Source organism: Devosia marina, assembly GCF_009758415.1.
Classification (GTDB): domain Bacteria; phylum Pseudomonadota; class Alphaproteobacteria; order Rhizobiales; family Devosiaceae; genus Devosia; species Devosia marina.
The window spans coordinates 312,490-329,172 of record NZ_WQRF01000003.1 but is presented as its reverse complement, the minus strand read 5'-3'; the positions used below and the strand labels follow the sequence as shown (position 1 = coordinate 329,172).

Below are 16,683 nucleotides of genomic sequence, written 5' to 3'. Positions count from 1 at the left end.
GCGCGCAAATCAACCGCCTCTGAGTCTAGAGGCGGTAGAAAGGCGTGACAATTAAAAAGGTTAACGGTGCGGAATGACAGGAATGCGGCAGCGCTACTGGATCGTGCGCAGGGATTTTAGCAAGGCACCCTGCAGCGTCTCGTTACCGGCCACGATCTGGCCGTTCCAGACCGATCCGGGTTGGCCGGCGAAATCGGTGACGAGGCCGCCGGCTTCCTTGACCATCAGCAGACCCGGCGCGACGTCCCAGGGCTTGAGGCCTGCTTCCCATAGCGCATCGAAGCGGCCGGAGGCGAGCCAGGCCATGTCGACCGCGATCGAGCCGGAGCGGCGGATGCCGGCGACGGCCGGATTGATCTGGGCGAGCTGGCGGAGCTGCAATGTGTCGTTGCTCGTGCCCTGTGTCTTGATGCCGGTGGTTACCACGGCATCGGACAGATGCCGGCGCCCGGCCACGCGCAGGCGCTTGGTGTCGGCGAGCCAGGCGCCGCCGCCCCTTTCGGCGGTGTAGAGCTCGTCCATGATCGGATTGTAGATCACCGAGGCAACGATCTCCTCGCCGCGCTGCAGGGCAATGGCGACCGCGAACAGGGGAATGGAGTGCAGGAAATTGGTGGTGCCATCGAGCGGATCGATGATCCAGGTGTGCTGCCCATCGGTGCCGGCCACCTCGCCGCCTTCTTCCATGAGGAAGGCGTAGGTGGGTCGAGCCTTGCGCAGCTCGTCATAGACGATCTGTTCGGCGCGCAGATCGGCCTTGGAGACAAAATCGGCTGGCCCTTTGCGGGAGACCTGCAGGTTCTCGACCTCGTTGAAATCGCGCGCCAGCGACTTGCCGGCCTTAATGGCGGCGCTGACCATGACGTTGAGGAGGGCGGAACGGGCCATGACGTAAACTGCTCGCTAGCTCATGCGGTTTAACCGGGGCGGGCAGATCGGTCTGCCGGCCGGTCAAGGGGAGAAGGGCCCCGCCGCTGGATTGAAGTGTGGCGCGCTTATTGCCCCAGAACCGGCGCTGGTTCAAGGGTCTTGCGTTTCCACGCTCTCGCCAGTGTTTTCGGTTTCGGGTGCATCCTCGGATGCCGGATTGGGATCGACCACCTGGGTGGGCGCGTTGTCTGCGTCGGTCGGGCTGGGCAGCACGGGTCCCACGACGGTCGGAACAGTGGCAATTGTTTCTATGCTGGGCGGGGTAGATGGCCAGAAGCGGGCGCGTTCCTCGGCGCGTTCGAGAGCCTCGGCGGGGATCGAAACCAGCAGGCGATCGAGGTCGGGATCGGTGAGGCCTTGCCGACGGGCCAGCGCGCGCCACATAGCTGCTTCTTCAAGATCAAGGGTGACACCTTCGCCTACGGCGAGAAGCTTGGCATAGCGGTTCTGGGCCACGACATTGCCCTGTCCGGCGGCGACGCCATACCAGGAGGCCGCGGCTTCAATGTCCCGCTCGACGCCCTGGCCGAGATAGAGCAGGGTTGCATAGTCGACCTGCGCGTCGGCAAGGCCTGCTTCGGCAGCGCGACGGATATAGTCGGCGCCCTGCTCGATATCGGGGACAAGGCCAGCGCCTTCGAGCAGCATGGCGCCATAATCATAGAGGGCTTCGGGCAGTTCGGCGTCGGCCGCCTCCTTCATCAGCTCGGCCGCCCGGGTCAGGTTCGGATCGGCATAAACGCCTTCGACGTGGAGTAGAGCCAGATTGTACTTGGCTGGAATGTAGCCTGCCTCGGCTGAAGCCGTGAACAGCTCGGCGGCGCGTTGCCGGTTGCGGGGGACGCCAACTCCATCCTGATACAGCATGCCCAGTTCAAACGTGGCCAGTCGGTCGCCATTATTGGAGGCGAGCTGATACCAGCCCGCGGCGCGCTCGGCATTCTGCGCCACGCCCAGGCCACGGGCATAGATTTCGGCGATGAGGGTCTGGGCCGCGGCATCACCCTGTTCTGCGCGTGGCAGGGCCAGCTCTAGTGCGGTCAGGAAATAGCCGCGCTGATAGGCGCCATAGGCGTAGTCTGTTGGCGCGCGGGGGCCGAAGACGGAATCGTTGATCTGGTCGGCCACATTGCCCTGCGCCAGTGCAGGCAGGGCCATGCCGGCAAACGCCAATGCAGGCAGGAGACGCGCGTTCTTCATGCGTCTGCCCTGGCGGCCTTTTCGAAGGCGCTGAGCGCAGCAGCCGGGTCGCTGGCCGACCAGATGCAATCGGACAGGGCGATAAACTCGGAGCCGGTCTGGTCGAGGGATGCAGTCTGGAGGTGCGGGTCGGAATGAATGGCCGGGACTTCGAAAGTCTCGGCCCACCACGTGGCCAGCTCGGCCGCGGCGGGGTCCGTCGCGCCGCCCAGCGGGCCGAACATCACATAGTCGACGTCGAGTTCACCAAAGCTCATGGCGTCGTGGCGCGAGCGGATGTTGCCGACCCCAACTATACCCTCCGGCTTGAGCAGCGCGATGGCTTCGCGGATGGCCTTGGTGCCACCGCTGGTGACATGCACGCCATCGGCGCCGAGACGCCTTGCCAGTTCGGCGTCATCCTCAAGCAGGACGGCGGCGCCGGCGGCCTGGCCGATCTGGATGACGCGCTCGGCAAGGGCGGTGTATCCGGCATCGTCCAGGGCAGCGCGCCGCACCAGAAGGGCCGCGATTTCCGGGCCGGACAGGACGCCCATGAGCTGGCGCGGAAACTGCTCAAGCTGCGGATTTTCCGGTGTGATGAGATAGAGCTGCGGAGCCATGATGTTCCCGATATTCGCGGCGTGGTCCCTAGGCTGCCATTTTGGCAATAAAGGGACATGCCTCAATACGGGATTGACCCCATCATAGGCAATGGCGCTCGACCGGGGATAAAAAGGGCGCGCACCCCGGGAGGGAAGTGCGCGCCAGCCGCGACGTTGGGTCCGCGGGAAAACAGGACGGGGCTATGCAGCCCGGTCCAGATCGTTGGTCCATTCGCCAGTGGCAGCGAGGGAATTCATGTGAGCCCGGTGGGTGAAGGCCTGACGTGCGGCCTGAAAATTCTCGCGACGGCCGGCCCAGGTGCGCAAGGCGACGTTCTGCAGGGCCCGGCCATAGGAGAAGGTCATCGGCCAGGGTTTGCCTGCGATGCGGTTCATGGCCGAGAGATGCGCGGTGGCTTCTTCATCGGTCTGGCCACCGGAAAGGAAGGCGATGCCGGGGACGGCGGCGGGAACGTGTTCCTTGAGCACGTCAACGGTGCGGCGGGCGACCTCTTCGACGCTGGGACGCTCGCGCGAATTGATGCCGGGCAGGATCATGTTGGGCTTGAGCAGCATACCGGCCAGATCGACACCGGCGAGGCGCAGCTCCTTGAAGACATTTTCCAGCACGTCGCCGGTGACTGTGGCGCAGCGCTCCAAGGAGTGGTTGCCCGGCTCGCCATCGCCGACCACTTCGGGCTCGACGATCGGGACGATGCCGGCCTCCTGGCAGAGCATGGCATAGCGGGCCAATACATGAGCATTGGCGCGGATATTGTTGCGGGTGGGGGCGATGTCATTGATGGTTATGACCGCGCGCCATTTGGCAAAACCGGCCCCCAGCTCGGCATAATGAGCCAGGCGCTGACGCAGGCCATCGAGACCTTCGGTGATCTTTTCGCCGCCCTCGCCCGGCATGGGGAAGGCGCCGCGATCAACCTTGATGCCGGGAACGACGTCGGCATCGGCGAGGATGGCGCGGAAGGGAGTGCCGTCGGCGGCTTCCTGCTTGAGGGTTTCCTCGGTCAGGATGACGCCGGAGATATAGGACTTCATCGCCTCGGAGGCGCCGAACAGCATTTCGCGGTAGTCGCGGCGCAGTTCCAACGTATTGGGCAGGTTGATCTTGTCGAAGCGCTTGCCGATGGTGCCTTCGGACTCATCGGCAGCCAGGATGCCCATGCCGGGGGTCATTAATTTCTGGGCAATGGCATTGAGCGACTTGGTCATGGCGGTAGGAACCTCGGATGTGAACTGGCTGCAAGATTAGACTTTCGTTGGCCGGGATTCGATTAGACCTCCGGATATGAGACGAAAGGATTATCTTGTATGGTAGGTGCGGATGGAACCTGTTCCGGGGGTTGGCGATTTCGTCTTTCCATCGTAAATTGGCGATATTTCCAAGGCGTCCCTGGCGCCAACAATCACACAAAGTCAGGATAAAAAGATGAGCACGCAACCGCACGTGAGCTTCAATGACGGCCGTTCGATCCCGCAACTGGGCCTGGGCGTCTGGCAGACCCCGGACGATGTGGCGGTCGAGGCCGTGAGCACCGCGCTCAAGACCGGCTACCGGCATATCGACACCGCTGCTGTCTATAAAAACGAGGAAGGCGTCGGTAAGGGCATTGTAGCCTCCGGCATAGACCGTGGGGATATCTTTCTGACCACCAAGGTTTGGAATGACGATCAGGGTTTTGATGAAACCCTCAGGGCCATGGATGCGAGCCTCAAACGCCTGGGGACCGACTATGTCGATCTCTATCTGATCCACTGGCCGTCAGCTTTTCGTGGCAAATATATCGAGACCTGGAAGGCGCTGATCCGGTTGCGCGAAGAGGGCAAGGCGAAGTCCATTGGCGTGTCGAACTTTGAGGGCACCTATATCGACGATCTGATCCGGGAAACCGGGGTGACCCCGGCAATCAATCAGATCCAGCTCCATCCGCACTTCCAGCAGCAGGCGATGCGCGACAAGCATGCTGGCCTGGGCGTGGTGACGGAAAGCTGGAGCCCACTGGGGCAAGGCAATGTGCTGGCCGATCCGGTGATCGGCGAGATCGCCAAGCGGCATGGCAAGAGCCCGGCCCAGGTGATCATCCGCTGGCATCTGGATCTGGGTCTGGTGGTGATCCCCAAATCGGTGACCCCCAGCCGTATCGTCGAGAATTTCGAGGTGTTCGACTTTACCCTCAGCGAGGAAGACAAGGCGGCGATCGCCGGGCTGGACAGTGCCGACGGGCGGATTGGGTCGGACCCGATGTCGGCGACGTTCTAGAAAAACCAAAGGCCGGGGCGACCCGGCCTTTTTGTTTACTTCTTGAGGGCTTCGACGCCCGGCAAGGGCTTGCCTTCCATCCACTCAAGGAAGGCGCCGCCGGCGGTCGAGACATAGCTGAGCTTGTCCTTGACCCCGGCATGGGCGAGAGCGCCGACGGTGTCGCCGCCGCCCGCCACGGAAACCAGCAGGTCGTCATGCGTGCGCTTGGCGACGTGCTTGGCGATGGCCACGGTGCCGGCATCGAAAGGCTCCATCTCGAAGGCTCCGACCGGGCCATTCCAGACCACCGTATGGGCATCGTCGATGGCGGCGTTGATGCGCTCGATGGAGGAGGGGCCGATATCGAGGATCATGCCATCGGGGTCGATTGCGTCCACGCCATAGAGGCGGGTGGGCGAATTGGCCTTGAAGTGCCAGGAGACGACCGCGTCGATGGGCAGGATGATGGCGCAATTGGCCTTGTCGGCCTTGTCTATGATGCGGCGGGCGGTGTCGGCCAGATCCTTTTCGCAGAGCGATTTGCCGACGCCATACCCTTGCGCAAAGAGGAATGTGTTGGCCATGCCGCCGCCGATGACCAGGCCATCGACCTTGGTGACGAGGTTTTCGAGCAGGTCGATCTTGGAGGACACCTTGGCGCCGCCGACAATGGCGACGACGGGTTTTTTGGGCTTGCCGAGGCCGGATTCCAGGGCTTCGAGCTCGGCCTGCATGGCAAGGCCCGCTGCGGCGGGCAGCAGGCGGGCCAGCGCTTCGGTCGAGGCATGGGCGCGGTGGGCGGCCGAGAAAGCGTCGTTGACATAGACGTCCCCCAGGCTCGCCATGCGCTGGGCCAATTCGACGTCGTTGGCTTCTTCGCCAGGATGGAAACGGGTGTTCTCCATGACCATGACCGAGCCGGCGGGCGCTTCGTCGATAGCGGCCTGGGCAGCGCTGACATCAACCCAGTCGGTGGCAACGAAGCCGACCGGATGACCGGTCTGGTCGGCGACGGCCGAACAAACCTGTTCGAGCGAGAATTCGGGGTTCACCTGGCCCTTGGGACGTCCGAAATGGCTCAGCAGGATGACCTTGCCATCCTTCTTGACGATTTCGCGGATGGTGGGCACCAGGCGCTCGATGCGGGTGGCATCGGTGACCTTGCCGTCGGCGACAGGCACATTGAGGTCGGCCCGCAGGAGCACGCGCTTGCCCGTCAGATCGAGTTCGTCGAGGGTCTTGAAGCTGATGCTCATCGTGCTGCCTCCGCGGTCAGTTCTTTTCGGGCCGTGGGTAGCAGAGTGACACGTTTGGCGGAAGCGGGGACAGAAAATTTCTATTCCGGGCAGAGGCGCGCAATCTGCCACGGCTTGTGGCCGGACAGTGTCGCCACTTCCGGTTGTGCGAATAGGGCGTGACCCGAGACGGCCTCAGTCTCGAAAGTAAAAATGAGACGGAAACCGCCTCGGGACACCGGGTTTCTCCTGCCGTCGCGGCCCCTATTGATCGCTCGTCGCAAGGTGGCCCGACTGGCAGGCGAGCCCTGGAGCGAATCCAGTCTCACCGGCTCCTCCCGCAACTGTTCGCTGCAGTCCGCCCATCGCGGGAGAGATGACAAGGAGTATGCGGGAAGTTTTGGGACCGTGGATAAGTTGCTGTCGACTAGCTGGCCAGGGCCTTCTGCAAGCTGGCACCCAGCATGTAGAGCAAGGGCGAGACGAGCACCTGACCGCCCAGGCGCAGCAGATCGTCGACCATGACATGCTTGGCAAAACCGTCGCTGGCGAGCGGTGCGGAGCCGACCTGGGTGAGAATGCGGCGGTGGCGCCAGGTCAGAAAGCCCAGCATCAACGCGGCGGGCAGCGGGATCAGCCAGGGCATCTGCATGAGGCCAAGCAATAGCCAGCTCAGGGGCAGGGTTGCCGAGATGCGCTTGGTGAGAAGGAACATTTTTCACTGCTCCGTTGCCGACACAATATCTGCCATTAGGCCGATTTGGTGACAGGAGCGTAAATCAGATTTGCGTGAAGAGGCCGGGATATTCCGTGACGATGCCGTCCGCATCGATCTCCAGCACGGCCGCGAAATCGGCGGACTGATAGCGGAAATGGGTGGCGTCGAGGCGGGTGTAGATCTGCTCGGAGCGCTTGAAGGAAAAGTCCGTGGCGTCGATCCAGGCCATGGCGAAGGAGACGGGCTGGTCGTCCGCCCAGTCGCTGCGCCAGATGGGCAGGGCATTGGTGAAGGGGGTGGGCCAGATATCGACATCGACGCAGCCGCGCAGGGCCGGGATGGGTTCGGCCCGGTCATCGGACCAGGCGCCGGCGCCATCGGCGAAGAGTTCGAGGGTTTTCCCGTCGGTGCGCTCGATCTTGACCGTGCGGGTATGGCCGTTCTCGTCGAGCTTGAGGCGGTAGAACAGGCCGAAATCGGGGCCGATTATGGTGCCGCGGATGCGCGTATCGCGACCATTGGCGATAATATGGCAATGCTCTATGGTTTCGAGGTCAAGGCCGCGCCAGCGGATGGATCGGTTGAGGGTCAAAACGGCCACCTGCGCGGGCTGGAGTCGGGCGGCATCACAATGCCTTAATCGCCAAGGCCTGTCATCCCAGCGAAGGTTGGCATCCGTCCGGAGTTCTCAGGATGGGCCCGGCCTTCGCCGGGATGACATCGCGGGTGGTGGCGAGCCGGAGAAAAAAAAGGGCGCCCCGCAGGACGCCCTTGGGATCAATCTGCGCCATTCGAGCGTAGCTCTCATGACCTTCTCACCTCCACTCGCTCCACCGGAGCGAATGGCCCTGCGGGACGGTTCAAAGGGTCTTGCCCAGCGCCACGGCAGTATCGGCCATGCGGTTGGAGAAGCCCCATTCATTGTCATACCAGCTCAGCACCGAGACGAAATTGCCGTCCATCACCTTGGTCTGGTCCAGCGCCATGGTGGAGGAGTGGGGATCGTGGTTGAAGTCGATGGAGACGTTGGGGAATTCGGTGTAGCCGAGCACGCCCTTGAGTTCGCCATCGGCGTATTTCTTGACCGCGGCGTTGATTTCCTCGGCGGTCACGTCGCGCTTGGCGATGAACTTGAAATCGACGCAGGAGACGTTCGGGGTCGGCACGCGGATCGAGACGCCGTCGAGCTTGCCCTTGAGTTCGGGGAGCACCAGGCCGATGGCCTTGGCTGCGCCGGTCGAGGTGGGGATCTGGCTCAGGGCCGCTGCACGGCCGCGATAGAGATCCTTATGCATGGTGTCGAGCGTCGGCTGGTCACCGGTATAGGAATGGATGGTGGTCATCATTCCCTTTTCGATGCCGAACTCCTTGTGCAGCACATAGGCCAGTGGGGCCAGGCAATTGGTGGTGCACGAGGCGTTGGAGATCACCACGTCGTCCTTGGTCAGCGACGCATGGTTGATGCCATAGACAATGGTCTTGTCGGCGCCGTCGCCGGGCGCCGAGATGATCACCTTCTTGGCGCCGGCCTTGAGGTGCGCGCTGGCCTTTTCCTTGGACGTGAAAATGCCGGTGCATTCGAGGGCGATGTCGACGCCCATGTCACCATGGGGCAGTTCGGCAGGGTCGCGGACGGCGGTGACCTTGATGGGGCCGCGGCCGACATCGATGGTGTCGCCGTCGACGGTCACCTTGTGCGGGAAACGGCCATGCACGCTATCGAAGCGCAGCAGGTGGGCATTGGTTTCGACCGGGCCGAGATCGTTGATGGCCACCACTTCGATGTCGGTGCGGCCCGACTCGATGATGGCCCGAAGGACATTGCGGCCGATACGACCAAATCCATTGATGGCGACGCGAACTGCCATGTTTTTGTGCTCCTAGCGGGAGGGGAGGAGAAAAGGGAGGCGCGGCTCTCTTACAACTGACTGGTGACGGCTTCAACAACGGCATCGGACGTAATGCCGAAGTGGGCATAAAGGTCATCAATCTTGCCCGAAGCGCCGAACGAGTTCATGCCGACGAATTTACCCTTGTCGCCGAGCAACTTGTTCCAGCTCATCTCGATGCCGGCTTCAACCGCGACACGGACCTTGGCCGAACCGAGTACTTCAGCCTTGTAGGCATCGGACTGCTTATTGAAGAGCTCCATGGAGGGCACCGATACGACGCGGGCCGAAACCCCCTTCTCGGTCAGCTCCTTCTGGGCTTCGACGGCGATGGCCACTTCCGAGCCGGTGGCGAAGATCACCGCATCGGCGTCGGCCGGACCAACCAGGGTATAGGCGCCCTTGGCCGAGAGGTTTTCGGCGGTGTGTTCGGTGCGCACGGTCGGCAGGTTCTGCCGCGAAAGCGCGAGAATGGACGGCATGCTGTCGGCTTCCAGCGCCAACTGCCAGCATTCGGCGGTTTCCACGGCGTCGGCCGGGCGGAACACCAGCAGGTTGGGGATGGCGCGCATGGCGGACATGTGCTCGACCGGCTGGTGGGTGGGTCCGTCTTCGCCCAGGCCAATCGAGTCATGGGTCATCACATAGACGACGCGCTGGTGCATGAGGGCCGAGAGGCGGATGGCGGGGCGGGCATAATCGGTAAAGCACATGAAAGTGCCGCCATAGGGGATCAGGCCGCCATGCAGCGCGATACCGTTCATGGCCGCGGCCATGGCGTGTTCGCGAATGCCGTACATCATGTAGCGGCCGGAATAATTGTCGGCCTGGAAGGGCAGGGTTTCCTTGGTATTGGTCAGGTTCGAGCCGGTGAGATCGGCCGAGCCGCCCTGGGTTTCGGGCACAATGGCGTTGATGATTTCGAGCGCCATCTGGCTGGCCTTGCGGCTGGCGACCTTGGGCTTGTCGGTGCTGAGCTGCCGCTTGTAGTCGTTCATCGCGTCGGCAAAACCGGCGGGCAGTTGACCGGCCATGCGGCGCTCGAATTCGGCCTTGTGGGCCGAGGCGCCCAGACGGGACAGCCATTCACCGCGCACATTCTGCGAGCGGCGGCCGGCGGCGCGCCAGGCTTCGAGTGTTTCGGCGGGCACTTCGAACGCCGGATAGGTGATGCCCAGCGCCTCTTTGGCGCCGGCCAGTTCCTCAGCGCCAAGCGGCGAGCCGTGGACCTTATTGGTGCCTGCCTTTTTCGGGGCGCCGAAACCAATGGTGGTCTTGGCGGCGATCATGGTCGGCTTGTCGGATTTCTTGGCGTCGAGCAGGGCTTTTTCGATAGCGGCCTGATCGTGCCCGTCGATCTCGATGGTATTCCAGCCCGATGCCTGGAAGCGGGCGACCTGGTCGGTGCTGTCGGCGTTGGACACAGCGCCATCGATGGTGATGTTGTTGTTGTCCCAGATCACCACCAGCTTGTTCAGCTTGAGGTGGCCGGCCAGCGCAATGGCTTCCTGTGAAATGCCTTCCATGAGGCAACCGTCGCCCGCCAGGCACCAGGTATAGTGATCAACAATGTCAGCGCCGAACTCAGCGGCCAGCTTGGCTTCAGCGATAGCCATGCCCACGGCGTTGCCAATGCCCTGACCCAGCGGGCCAGTGGTGGTTTCGATGCCTTCAGCAAAACCATATTCCGGGTGCCCGGCGGTTTTGGAGCCGAGTTGGCGGAAGTTCTTCACTTCCTCGATGGTCATATCTTCGTAACCGAGCAAATAGAGCGCGGAATAGAGCAGCATCGAGCCGTGACCGGCCGAGAGAACGAAGCGGTCGCGGTCAGCCCATTTGCTGTCAGCGGGATCGAACTTCATCACCTTGGTAAAGAGCACTGTGGCAATGTCGGCGCAGCCCATGGGCAGGCCGGGATGGCCGGAATTGGCTTTTTCGACTGCGTCCATGCTGAGCGACCGGATCGCATTGGCCAAATCGTTTTGCTGGGCTGTGTTCGTCATGGGACCGCTCGCTAAATAAGGCTTGAAACTGGCGGGAGCGGGCGCTTGGGGCCCTCCTCCCAGAGGCGGGGTTGAGGCATAACAGGTTCGTCTTGCCTGTCAATGTCACCAAGGGGCGCAAGCGTTCGGTTTCAGGCCGGAATTCCGGGGGTTCGCCCCGCAACGCAGTTGCAATGATACGATGGCTGGGGCAGGCTGATGCGGGATGGAATCGTCGCGTCTTGAGGGCAGTAGCGGCCATGAGTGAGACGGAACTTGAAGATGGACTGATCTCGGCAACGGCCCGGTTCGACCGGGCATTGGCGCGATTGGCCACGAGTACCCGCGATCTCAACAGCCGGCTGCAGCGTCAGCAGCGCATGGAAGTGGATACCCAGCGGCTGGTGCAGGAACGCGCGCGTCTGGCCACCGAACTCGACAAGACCGCGGCCCGCGCCAAACGGCTCGACGACAGCGCGCATGAGGTTTCCAGGCGCCTGGTCGAGGCCATGGAAACGGTGCGCTCTGTGCTGGCAAAGGCGGAGTGATCGCGTGCCCGAGGTGAATGTCGAAATCAATGGCCGCAAATATCGCATGGCCTGCGAAGAGGGCCAGCAGGCCCGTCTGATCGGGCTGGCAGAGCGGTTCAATTCCCAGGTCGAAGGGCTCAAGGGGGCCGTGGGCGAGATCGGCGACAACCGGCTGACGGTGATGGCCGGTATTGCGGTGCTCGATGAATTGTCCGAGGCCGAGCGCAGGATCAGGGCACTCGAAGCGCAGGTGGCCGAGCTGACGCAGGCCGGACAGGACATTGCCGCTGAGCTGGAAACCACAGAAGCCCAGTTCGCGCGGAAACTGGCCGAAGCGGCCGAGGCACTCGAGGGTGTCGCCGAGACGCTGGATGGAGCGGTGCCGCTGCCCTAGGGCAGTCGCGTTCACGAGTTTGGAAAAGCGCGCATTGGCGCTTTGCACTGCCGCTCGCAAGCGCCTATATCTCGTCTCGCTGCCCGGCGCGTGAGGACTCACATATCCCCGGGGCCTTAATCGATCCTAAGGGAGCTGTCCCTGACCGGGCCCGTGGGCTCGGACATACGGCGCCCACCTACGTATGTAGGTTCCCGGGATCAGTAGTCCCACGGCCAGGGCGGCACCGAATTCGTTGGTGAAGAGGGCTTATGGCGGACCAGGCATTCGAAGAGGCAAAGGCCGCGCTGCGGGGTGAGGCACATGCCGCCCGCGCAGCCCTTTCCAGTGAAGACCGTACCGATGCGGCCAAGGCGGTGGCCGGACATTTCTTTGAATCGGTCGCTTTCGGGCCTGACGATGTGATCGCGGGCTATTGGCGGATTCGGGATGAACTGGATTGCCAGCCCATATTGGTGCGGCTGATGGATAGCGGGCAGAAGGTGCTGCTGCCAGTGGTGCAGGGCGACAACGAACCGCTCGACATGCGCGTGTGGGAGGCCGATGCGCCTCTTTATGAAGCTGGCTTCGGCACATTGGCGCCCTCAGACCTGGCGCCGCGCGCGGTTCCGGACATGGTGCTGATGCCGCTGCTGGGCTTTGACAATGAGGGCACACGGCTCGGTTATGGTGGTGGCTATTACGATCGCACCCTGGCGGTGCTGCCCAAAAAGCCCTTGCTGGTGGGCCTGGCCTTTGCCGCCCAGGAACTGGCGCATATTCCACGCGACGCCCATGACGTGCCGCTCGACATGGTGATTACCGAGGCGGGCATCCGCTCTTTTGGCACGGCCGCATGAGATTTCTGTTTCTGGGCGATGTGATGGGCCGCTCCGGCCGGGACGCGGTGAGCGAACGCCTGCCGGGGCTGATTGCCGAGCATGGCTTCGACTTTGTCGTCGTCAATGGCGAGAATGCCAGCCACGGCAAGGGGCTGATCGAGAACCACTATAATGCGTTGCGCGATGCCGGTGCCGATATTGTCACGCTGGGGGATCATGCCTTCGACCAGCGCGAGGCGCTGAGTTATATCGAGCGCGAACCCAATCTTATTCGTCCGCTGAACTACCCCCCCGGAACACCGGGGCGCGGGGCCATGCTGGTGGAGAGCCGAAAGGGCCATCGCGTCCTGGTGGTCAATGCGCTGGGACGGGTCTTCATGCCACCGATCGACGATCCGTTCCGGGCGGTTGAAGCGGCGATTGCGGATTGTCCACTGGGCGAGGTGGCCGATGCCGTGATCGTGGATTTTCACACCGAGGCGACCTCGGAAATCCAGGCCATGGGGCACTATCTCGATGGCAGGGCGACGCTGGTGGTGGGCACTCACACCCATATTCCGACAGCCGATCATCGCGTGCTCAAGGGCGGTACGGGTTTCATGGCCGATGCGGGCATGTGTGGCGACTTCGACAGCATTATTGGCACCGATACCGACGAGCCGCTCAACCGGTTCCTCACCGGCATTCCGGGCGGGCGGTTCACGCCATCGGAAGGCGAAGCGACTTTGTGTGGCGTGGCGGTGGAGACCGACCCGGTGACCGGGCTTTGCGCCAAGATCGCACCGCTCCGGATCGGCGGCGTCCTGGCACAGGTCATCCCGGACTTCTGACATTCAGCCCTGATCGGTAGATTTCTCGCTTGCCGGAACCTGCAAATTGGGTTCCGATCACGATGTTGTGCCTGGGGCGCAAAAATTGACGGTCGGCTGAGAAGGAAAAACGGGCCCCGGACGCGGCAGGAAATGCCGATCAATCGTCCACGCATGCGAGGAGTGGGGCCATGCTCGATCCGGTCATTAATTTTCTGAACGATATCTTCTGGGGCTATGTCCTCATCTACGGCCTGCTGGCGGTGGGGTTGTTCTTCACCATCCGGCTGGGATTTATCCAGTTCGTCAATTTCGGTGAAATGTTCAGGGCCGTCTCCGGCTCGCGTCAGGGTGACAGTGCCGGGATTTCACCTTTCCAGGCGTTGACCATCAGCCTGGCGTCCCGCGTGGGCACCGGCAATCTGGCTGGGGTGGCCGTGGCACTCTATCTGGGCGGACCCGGCGCGATTTTCTGGATGTGGATGGTGGCGCTGGTCGGGATGGCCACGGCCTATTCCGAATCCACGCTGGCCCAGCTCTACAAGACCAAGAATGAGGAAGGCCAGTATCGCGGCGGCCCGGCCTTTTACATCGCCAAGGGGCTCAAGGCACCCTGGGCGGGGGCGATCTTTTCGGTCTGCCTGATCATCGCCTTCGGGCTGGTATTCAACGCGGTGCAGGCCAATTCCATTGCGGACGCCATGCAGGGCGCCTTCGGGTTCGAGAAAATCTGGGTAGGGGTGGCGCTGGCCAGTTTGACCGGCATCGTGATTTTCGGCGGCATCAGGCAGATCGCGCGGGTGGCGGAGATCGTCGTGCCGTTCATGGCAGTGCTTTACCTGCTGGTGGCGCTTTATGTTGTGGCCATCCATATCGGGGAAGTGCCGGGCATGCTGGGCCATATCGTGCAGTCTGCTTTCGGGCTCGATGCGGCGGGTGGCGGTTTGGCCGGGGCCTTGCTCAATGGCGTCAAGCGCGGGCTGTTTTCCAATGAGGCCGGCATGGGCTCGGCGCCCAATATTGCGGCCGTGGCGACGCCCGATCCGCATCATCCCTCTTCGCAGGGCTTCGTGCAGGCGCTGGGCGTGTTTATCGACACCATCCTGATCTGCACGGCAACAGCGCTGATGATCCTGCTTTCGGGCGTGATGGTGGACGGAAACGAATTGACCGGCACGCCGCTGACGCAGGCGGCGATGACGGTTCATATCGGCGGAGCCGGGCAATATTTCATTGCCATCGCGATCCTGTTCTTTGCCTTCACCTCGATCATCGGCAATTACTCATATGCCGAAAACGCCATGACCTTCCTCAAGGTCGGCAATATGCCCGGCTTGACCGTATTGCGGCTGGGCGTGCTGGCGATGGTCATCTGGGGCGCCTATGAAAGCGTGGCGACGGTGTTCAATGCGGCGGATGCCTCCATGGGGCTGATGGCCACGGTCAATCTGATCGCCATCGTCATGCTCTCGGGCACGGTGGCCAAGCTGACCAAGGATTACCGGGCCCAGCGCAAGGCCGGCAGAGAGCCGGTGTTTCATGCGGCGGACTATCCTGAACTCAGCGGCAAGATCGATCAGGACATCTGGAACAAGCACGATCCGGGTTGATCGATAAGGCGGATTGGTGGCGTCCGTCCGGTCCGGCACCGGGCGGGCGCTTTATTTTTGCGCTGCGGCCCCCTATAAGCAGCGCGAAAAAGCGCAAATTGCATATCCGAGGTTCTTCATGGCTGGCCATTCCCACGCCAAAAACATCATGCACCGCAAGGGCAAGTCCGACGCCATCCGGTCCAAGATCTTTTCCAAGCTGGCCCGCGAAATCACCGTGGCGGCCAAGATGGGACAGCCCGACCCGGCCTTTAATCCGCGCCTGCGCCTGGCCATTGCCAATGCCCGCGCCCAGTCCATGCCCAAGGACAATATCGAGCGGGCCGTCAAGAAGGCCTCTGGCGGCGACGCGGAGAATTATGACGAGATCCGCTATGAGGGTTATGGCCCCGGTGGCGTTGCTGTCATCGTTGAGGCGCTGACCGACAATCGCAATCGCACTGCGTCCAATGTGCGCTCCTATTTCTCCAAGAATGGTGGCGCGCTGGGGGAAACCGGCTCGGTCGGTTTCATGTTCGACCGGGTTGGCGAAATCACCTATCCGGCCTCCATCGGCTCGGAAGACAAGGTGATGGAAGCGGCTATTGAAGCCGGTGCCGACGATGTCGAGAGCGATGACGAGAACCACTATATCTACACCACTTTCGAGACCATGGCCGAAGTCTCTTCGGCGCTCGAAGCGGTGCTGGGCGAGGCTGAGGCGGTGAAGGCGATCTGGAAGCCGCAGAACGAGACGCCGATCGACGCGGAAAAGGGGGCGACCCTGATGAAGCTGCTCAATACGCTCGAAGAAGACGACGACGTGCAGAACGTCTATTCGAACTTCAATATGAGCGAAGAAGAGGCCGCCAAGCTCGAAGGCTGATGGCATCACCTTGAGTGAGACAGGTATCAGGGGCGGTCCGAAGGGCCGCCCTTTCTGTTTCAGGCGATGCGCTTGAGGACTAGCTTCGGATGATCCTTGACCTCGGCAACCACTACGGCGTTGCGGCCCGCATGCTTGGCACCATAGAGCCGCTGATCGGCAATGCGGAACAGCTCGGTGAAGCTTGTCGTCTCGGTAAAGGCGGCACCGCCTATGCTGACCGAAAGCGGGTGTGCCTCTCCGGCGGGCGCGAAGCAGGCCACAATCACCGACATGCGGATGCGTTCGGCCACGATCTGCGCTTGATGCTGGGTGACGCCGGGCAGGAAGGCGGCAAATTCTTCGCCGCCCATGCGGCCAACGATATCGCCACTGCGCAGCACCGAGCGAATGGCGCGGGCGATAATGGTGAGCGCTTCGTCGCCATTGTCATGGCCGTAGAGGTCGTTGATCGACTTGAAATTGTCGGCGTCGATCATCAACATCGCGCCGCAGGAGGGGGGGGCGGGATTTTGCAGCCAGGCATTGACGCGCGCGGTGAAGGCCCGGCGATTAAGGCAGGCCGTGAGCCCGTCGGTACGTGCCACGCGGTCGAGCCGCATATTGGCAATCGCCAGGCCGCGCAACTTGAGGCTGAAATAGAAGAAGAGCGGCGCGCCGATCAGGATGGGCAGGGTGGCAGAAGCAAGCAGGATGCGGGGCGTCGACTCGCTCTCAAGGTCCTGCACCATCAGCCAGGTCAGGCTGAGCGAGGCGAGGACACAGGCCAAGGTGCCAAACACTGTCCAGCGTGCCACGCTGGATAAACCCGGTATTGCGATGGTCTTGGAAAGCGGCATTGCAAATAGCTCGGTTT

At 62.4% G+C, this 16,683-nt stretch carries 17 protein-coding genes and 1 other RNA gene; 8 read left to right on the top strand and 10 right to left on the bottom strand.

Going from position 1 to position 16,683, the window contains the following annotated elements; translation table 11 throughout:
- Positions 1-93: 93 nt before the first annotated feature.
- From GO014_RS12575 to GO014_RS12560, 4 genes are all read right to left on the bottom strand, one after another.
- Positions 94-888 (bottom strand): inositol monophosphatase family protein, encoded by a 795-nt coding sequence (locus GO014_RS12575; protein ID WP_116590084.1) that lies wholly within the window; start codon positions 886-888, stop codon positions 94-96.
- Positions 889-1,020: 132 nt separating this feature from the next.
- The gene (locus GO014_RS12570; RefSeq protein ID WP_157290674.1) at positions 1,021-2,130 is read right to left on the bottom strand and encodes a tetratricopeptide repeat protein; all 1,110 of its coding nucleotides are present in this window, start codon (positions 2,128-2,130) and stop codon (positions 1,021-1,023) included.
- Positions 2,127-2,732: a thiamine phosphate synthase gene (locus tag GO014_RS12565; RefSeq protein WP_157290672.1), complete on the bottom strand. Its 606-nt coding sequence runs from the start codon at positions 2,730-2,732 to the stop codon at positions 2,127-2,129. Before GO014_RS12565 ends, GO014_RS12570 begins: the two co-directional genes overlap by 4 nt.
- Positions 2,733-2,915: 183 nt before the next feature.
- Complete coding sequence (locus GO014_RS12560) at positions 2,916-3,944, bottom strand: class I fructose-bisphosphate aldolase (RefSeq protein WP_157290670.1); 1,029 nt, start codon at positions 3,942-3,944, stop codon at positions 2,916-2,918.
- A 217-nt stretch (positions 3,945-4,161) separates the two neighbouring features.
- On the opposite strand from GO014_RS12560, the gene GO014_RS12555 reads away from it, so the two are divergent.
- The gene (locus GO014_RS12555; protein ID WP_157290668.1) at positions 4,162-4,992 is read left to right on the top strand and encodes an aldo/keto reductase; all 831 of its coding nucleotides are present in this window, start codon (positions 4,162-4,164) and stop codon (positions 4,990-4,992) included.
- Positions 4,993-5,027: 35 nt separating this feature from the next.
- On the opposite strand, the gene GO014_RS12550 is transcribed toward GO014_RS12555, so the two are convergent.
- The 5 genes from GO014_RS12550 to tkt all read right to left on the bottom strand — a co-directional run bounded on the left by GO014_RS12550 (position 5,028) and on the right by tkt (position 10,819).
- Complete coding sequence (locus GO014_RS12550; protein ID WP_157290665.1) at positions 5,028-6,230, bottom strand: phosphoglycerate kinase; 1,203 nt, start codon at positions 6,228-6,230, stop codon at positions 5,028-5,030.
- A 406-nt stretch (positions 6,231-6,636) separates the two neighbouring features.
- Positions 6,637-6,924 carry a hypothetical protein gene (locus GO014_RS12545; protein ID WP_157290664.1) on the bottom strand — a complete coding sequence of 96 codons (288 nt, stop codon included), beginning with the start codon at positions 6,922-6,924 and terminating at the stop codon, positions 6,637-6,639.
- Between the two features lie 64 nt (positions 6,925-6,988).
- Complete coding sequence (locus tag GO014_RS12540; RefSeq protein ID WP_157290662.1) at positions 6,989-7,519, bottom strand: putative glycolipid-binding domain-containing protein; 531 nt, start codon at positions 7,517-7,519, stop codon at positions 6,989-6,991.
- 268 nt (positions 7,520-7,787) lie between these two features.
- Complete coding sequence (gap, locus tag GO014_RS12535) at positions 7,788-8,795, bottom strand: type I glyceraldehyde-3-phosphate dehydrogenase (RefSeq protein WP_157290660.1); 1,008 nt, start codon at positions 8,793-8,795, stop codon at positions 7,788-7,790.
- 50 nt (positions 8,796-8,845) lie between these two features.
- Complete coding sequence (tkt, locus tag GO014_RS12530; protein ID WP_157290658.1) at positions 8,846-10,819, bottom strand: transketolase; 1,974 nt, start codon at positions 10,817-10,819, stop codon at positions 8,846-8,848.
- A gap of 239 nt (positions 10,820-11,058) precedes the next feature.
- On the opposite strand from tkt, the gene GO014_RS12525 reads away from it, so the two are divergent.
- The 7 genes from GO014_RS12525 (at position 11,059) to GO014_RS12495 (ending at position 15,827) form a co-directional block, all read left to right on the top strand.
- On the top strand, positions 11,059-11,346 hold the full coding sequence (locus GO014_RS12525; RefSeq protein ID WP_116590093.1) for a DUF4164 family protein: 288 nt from the start codon (positions 11,059-11,061) through the stop codon (positions 11,344-11,346).
- A gap of 4 nt (positions 11,347-11,350) precedes the next feature.
- Positions 11,351-11,722 (top strand): cell division protein ZapA, encoded by a 372-nt coding sequence (locus GO014_RS12520; RefSeq protein WP_343030937.1) that lies wholly within the window; start codon positions 11,351-11,353, stop codon positions 11,720-11,722.
- Between the two features lie 73 nt (positions 11,723-11,795).
- Positions 11,796-11,953, top strand: a non-coding RNA gene (gene ssrS, locus GO014_RS12515) — 6S RNA.
- A 20-nt stretch (positions 11,954-11,973) separates the two neighbouring features.
- Positions 11,974-12,561, top strand: coding sequence for a 5-formyltetrahydrofolate cyclo-ligase (locus GO014_RS12510; protein ID WP_157290655.1), 588 nt, complete (start codon positions 11,974-11,976; stop codon positions 12,559-12,561).
- Complete coding sequence (locus tag GO014_RS12505; RefSeq protein WP_157290653.1) at positions 12,558-13,373, top strand: TIGR00282 family metallophosphoesterase; 816 nt, start codon at positions 12,558-12,560, stop codon at positions 13,371-13,373. The genes GO014_RS12510 and GO014_RS12505 overlap by 4 nt, the downstream gene beginning before the upstream one ends.
- 170 nt (positions 13,374-13,543) lie before the next feature.
- On the top strand, positions 13,544-14,962 hold the full coding sequence (locus GO014_RS12500; RefSeq protein WP_157290651.1) for an alanine/glycine:cation symporter family protein: 1,419 nt from the start codon (positions 13,544-13,546) through the stop codon (positions 14,960-14,962).
- Positions 14,963-15,080: 118 nt separating this feature from the next.
- Positions 15,081-15,827: a YebC/PmpR family DNA-binding transcriptional regulator gene (locus tag GO014_RS12495; RefSeq protein ID WP_157290649.1), complete on the top strand. Its 747-nt coding sequence runs from the start codon at positions 15,081-15,083 to the stop codon at positions 15,825-15,827.
- A gap of 59 nt (positions 15,828-15,886) precedes the next feature.
- Here the strand turns inward: GO014_RS12495 and GO014_RS12490 are convergent, their stop codons facing one another.
- The gene (locus GO014_RS12490) at positions 15,887-16,666 is read right to left on the bottom strand and encodes a GGDEF domain-containing protein (RefSeq protein WP_157290648.1); all 780 of its coding nucleotides are present in this window, start codon (positions 16,664-16,666) and stop codon (positions 15,887-15,889) included.
- Positions 16,667-16,683: the final 17 nt, after the last annotated feature.

What these genes read in the sequence shown, in the direction of transcription:
- GO014_RS12490 (WP_157290648.1), bottom strand. Translation starts at nt 16,666, where the DNA reads ATGCCGCTTTCCAAGACCATCGCAATACCGGGTTTATCCAGCGTGGCA.
- GO014_RS12565 (WP_157290672.1), bottom strand. Translation starts at nt 2,732, where the DNA reads ATGGCTCCGCAGCTCTATCTCATCACACCGGAAAATCCGCAGCTTGAG.
- GO014_RS12555 (WP_157290668.1), top strand. Translation starts at nt 4,162, where the DNA reads ATGAGCACGCAACCGCACGTGAGCTTCAATGACGGCCGTTCGATCCCG.
- GO014_RS12550 (WP_157290665.1), bottom strand. Translation starts at nt 6,230, where the DNA reads ATGAGCATCAGCTTCAAGACCCTCGACGAACTCGATCTGACGGGCAAG.
- GO014_RS12525 (WP_116590093.1), top strand. Translation starts at nt 11,059, where the DNA reads ATGAGTGAGACGGAACTTGAAGATGGACTGATCTCGGCAACGGCCCGG.
- gap (WP_157290660.1), bottom strand. Translation starts at nt 8,795, where the DNA reads ATGGCAGTTCGCGTCGCCATCAATGGATTTGGTCGTATCGGCCGCAAT.
- GO014_RS12570 (WP_157290674.1), bottom strand. Translation starts at nt 2,130, where the DNA reads ATGAAGAACGCGCGTCTCCTGCCTGCATTGGCGTTTGCCGGCATGGCC.
- GO014_RS12510 (WP_157290655.1), top strand. Translation starts at nt 11,974, where the DNA reads ATGGCGGACCAGGCATTCGAAGAGGCAAAGGCCGCGCTGCGGGGTGAG.
- GO014_RS12560 (WP_157290670.1), bottom strand. Translation starts at nt 3,944, where the DNA reads ATGACCAAGTCGCTCAATGCCATTGCCCAGAAATTAATGACCCCCGGC.
- GO014_RS12505 (WP_157290653.1), top strand. Translation starts at nt 12,558, where the DNA reads ATGAGATTTCTGTTTCTGGGCGATGTGATGGGCCGCTCCGGCCGGGAC.
- GO014_RS12500 (WP_157290651.1), top strand. Translation starts at nt 13,544, where the DNA reads ATGCTCGATCCGGTCATTAATTTTCTGAACGATATCTTCTGGGGCTAT.
- GO014_RS12545 (WP_157290664.1), bottom strand. Translation starts at nt 6,924, where the DNA reads ATGTTCCTTCTCACCAAGCGCATCTCGGCAACCCTGCCCCTGAGCTGG.
- GO014_RS12575 (WP_116590084.1), bottom strand. Translation starts at nt 888, where the DNA reads ATGGCCCGTTCCGCCCTCCTCAACGTCATGGTCAGCGCCGCCATTAAG.
- GO014_RS12495 (WP_157290649.1), top strand. Translation starts at nt 15,081, where the DNA reads ATGGCTGGCCATTCCCACGCCAAAAACATCATGCACCGCAAGGGCAAG.
- tkt (WP_157290658.1), bottom strand. Translation starts at nt 10,819, where the DNA reads ATGACGAACACAGCCCAGCAAAACGATTTGGCCAATGCGATCCGGTCG.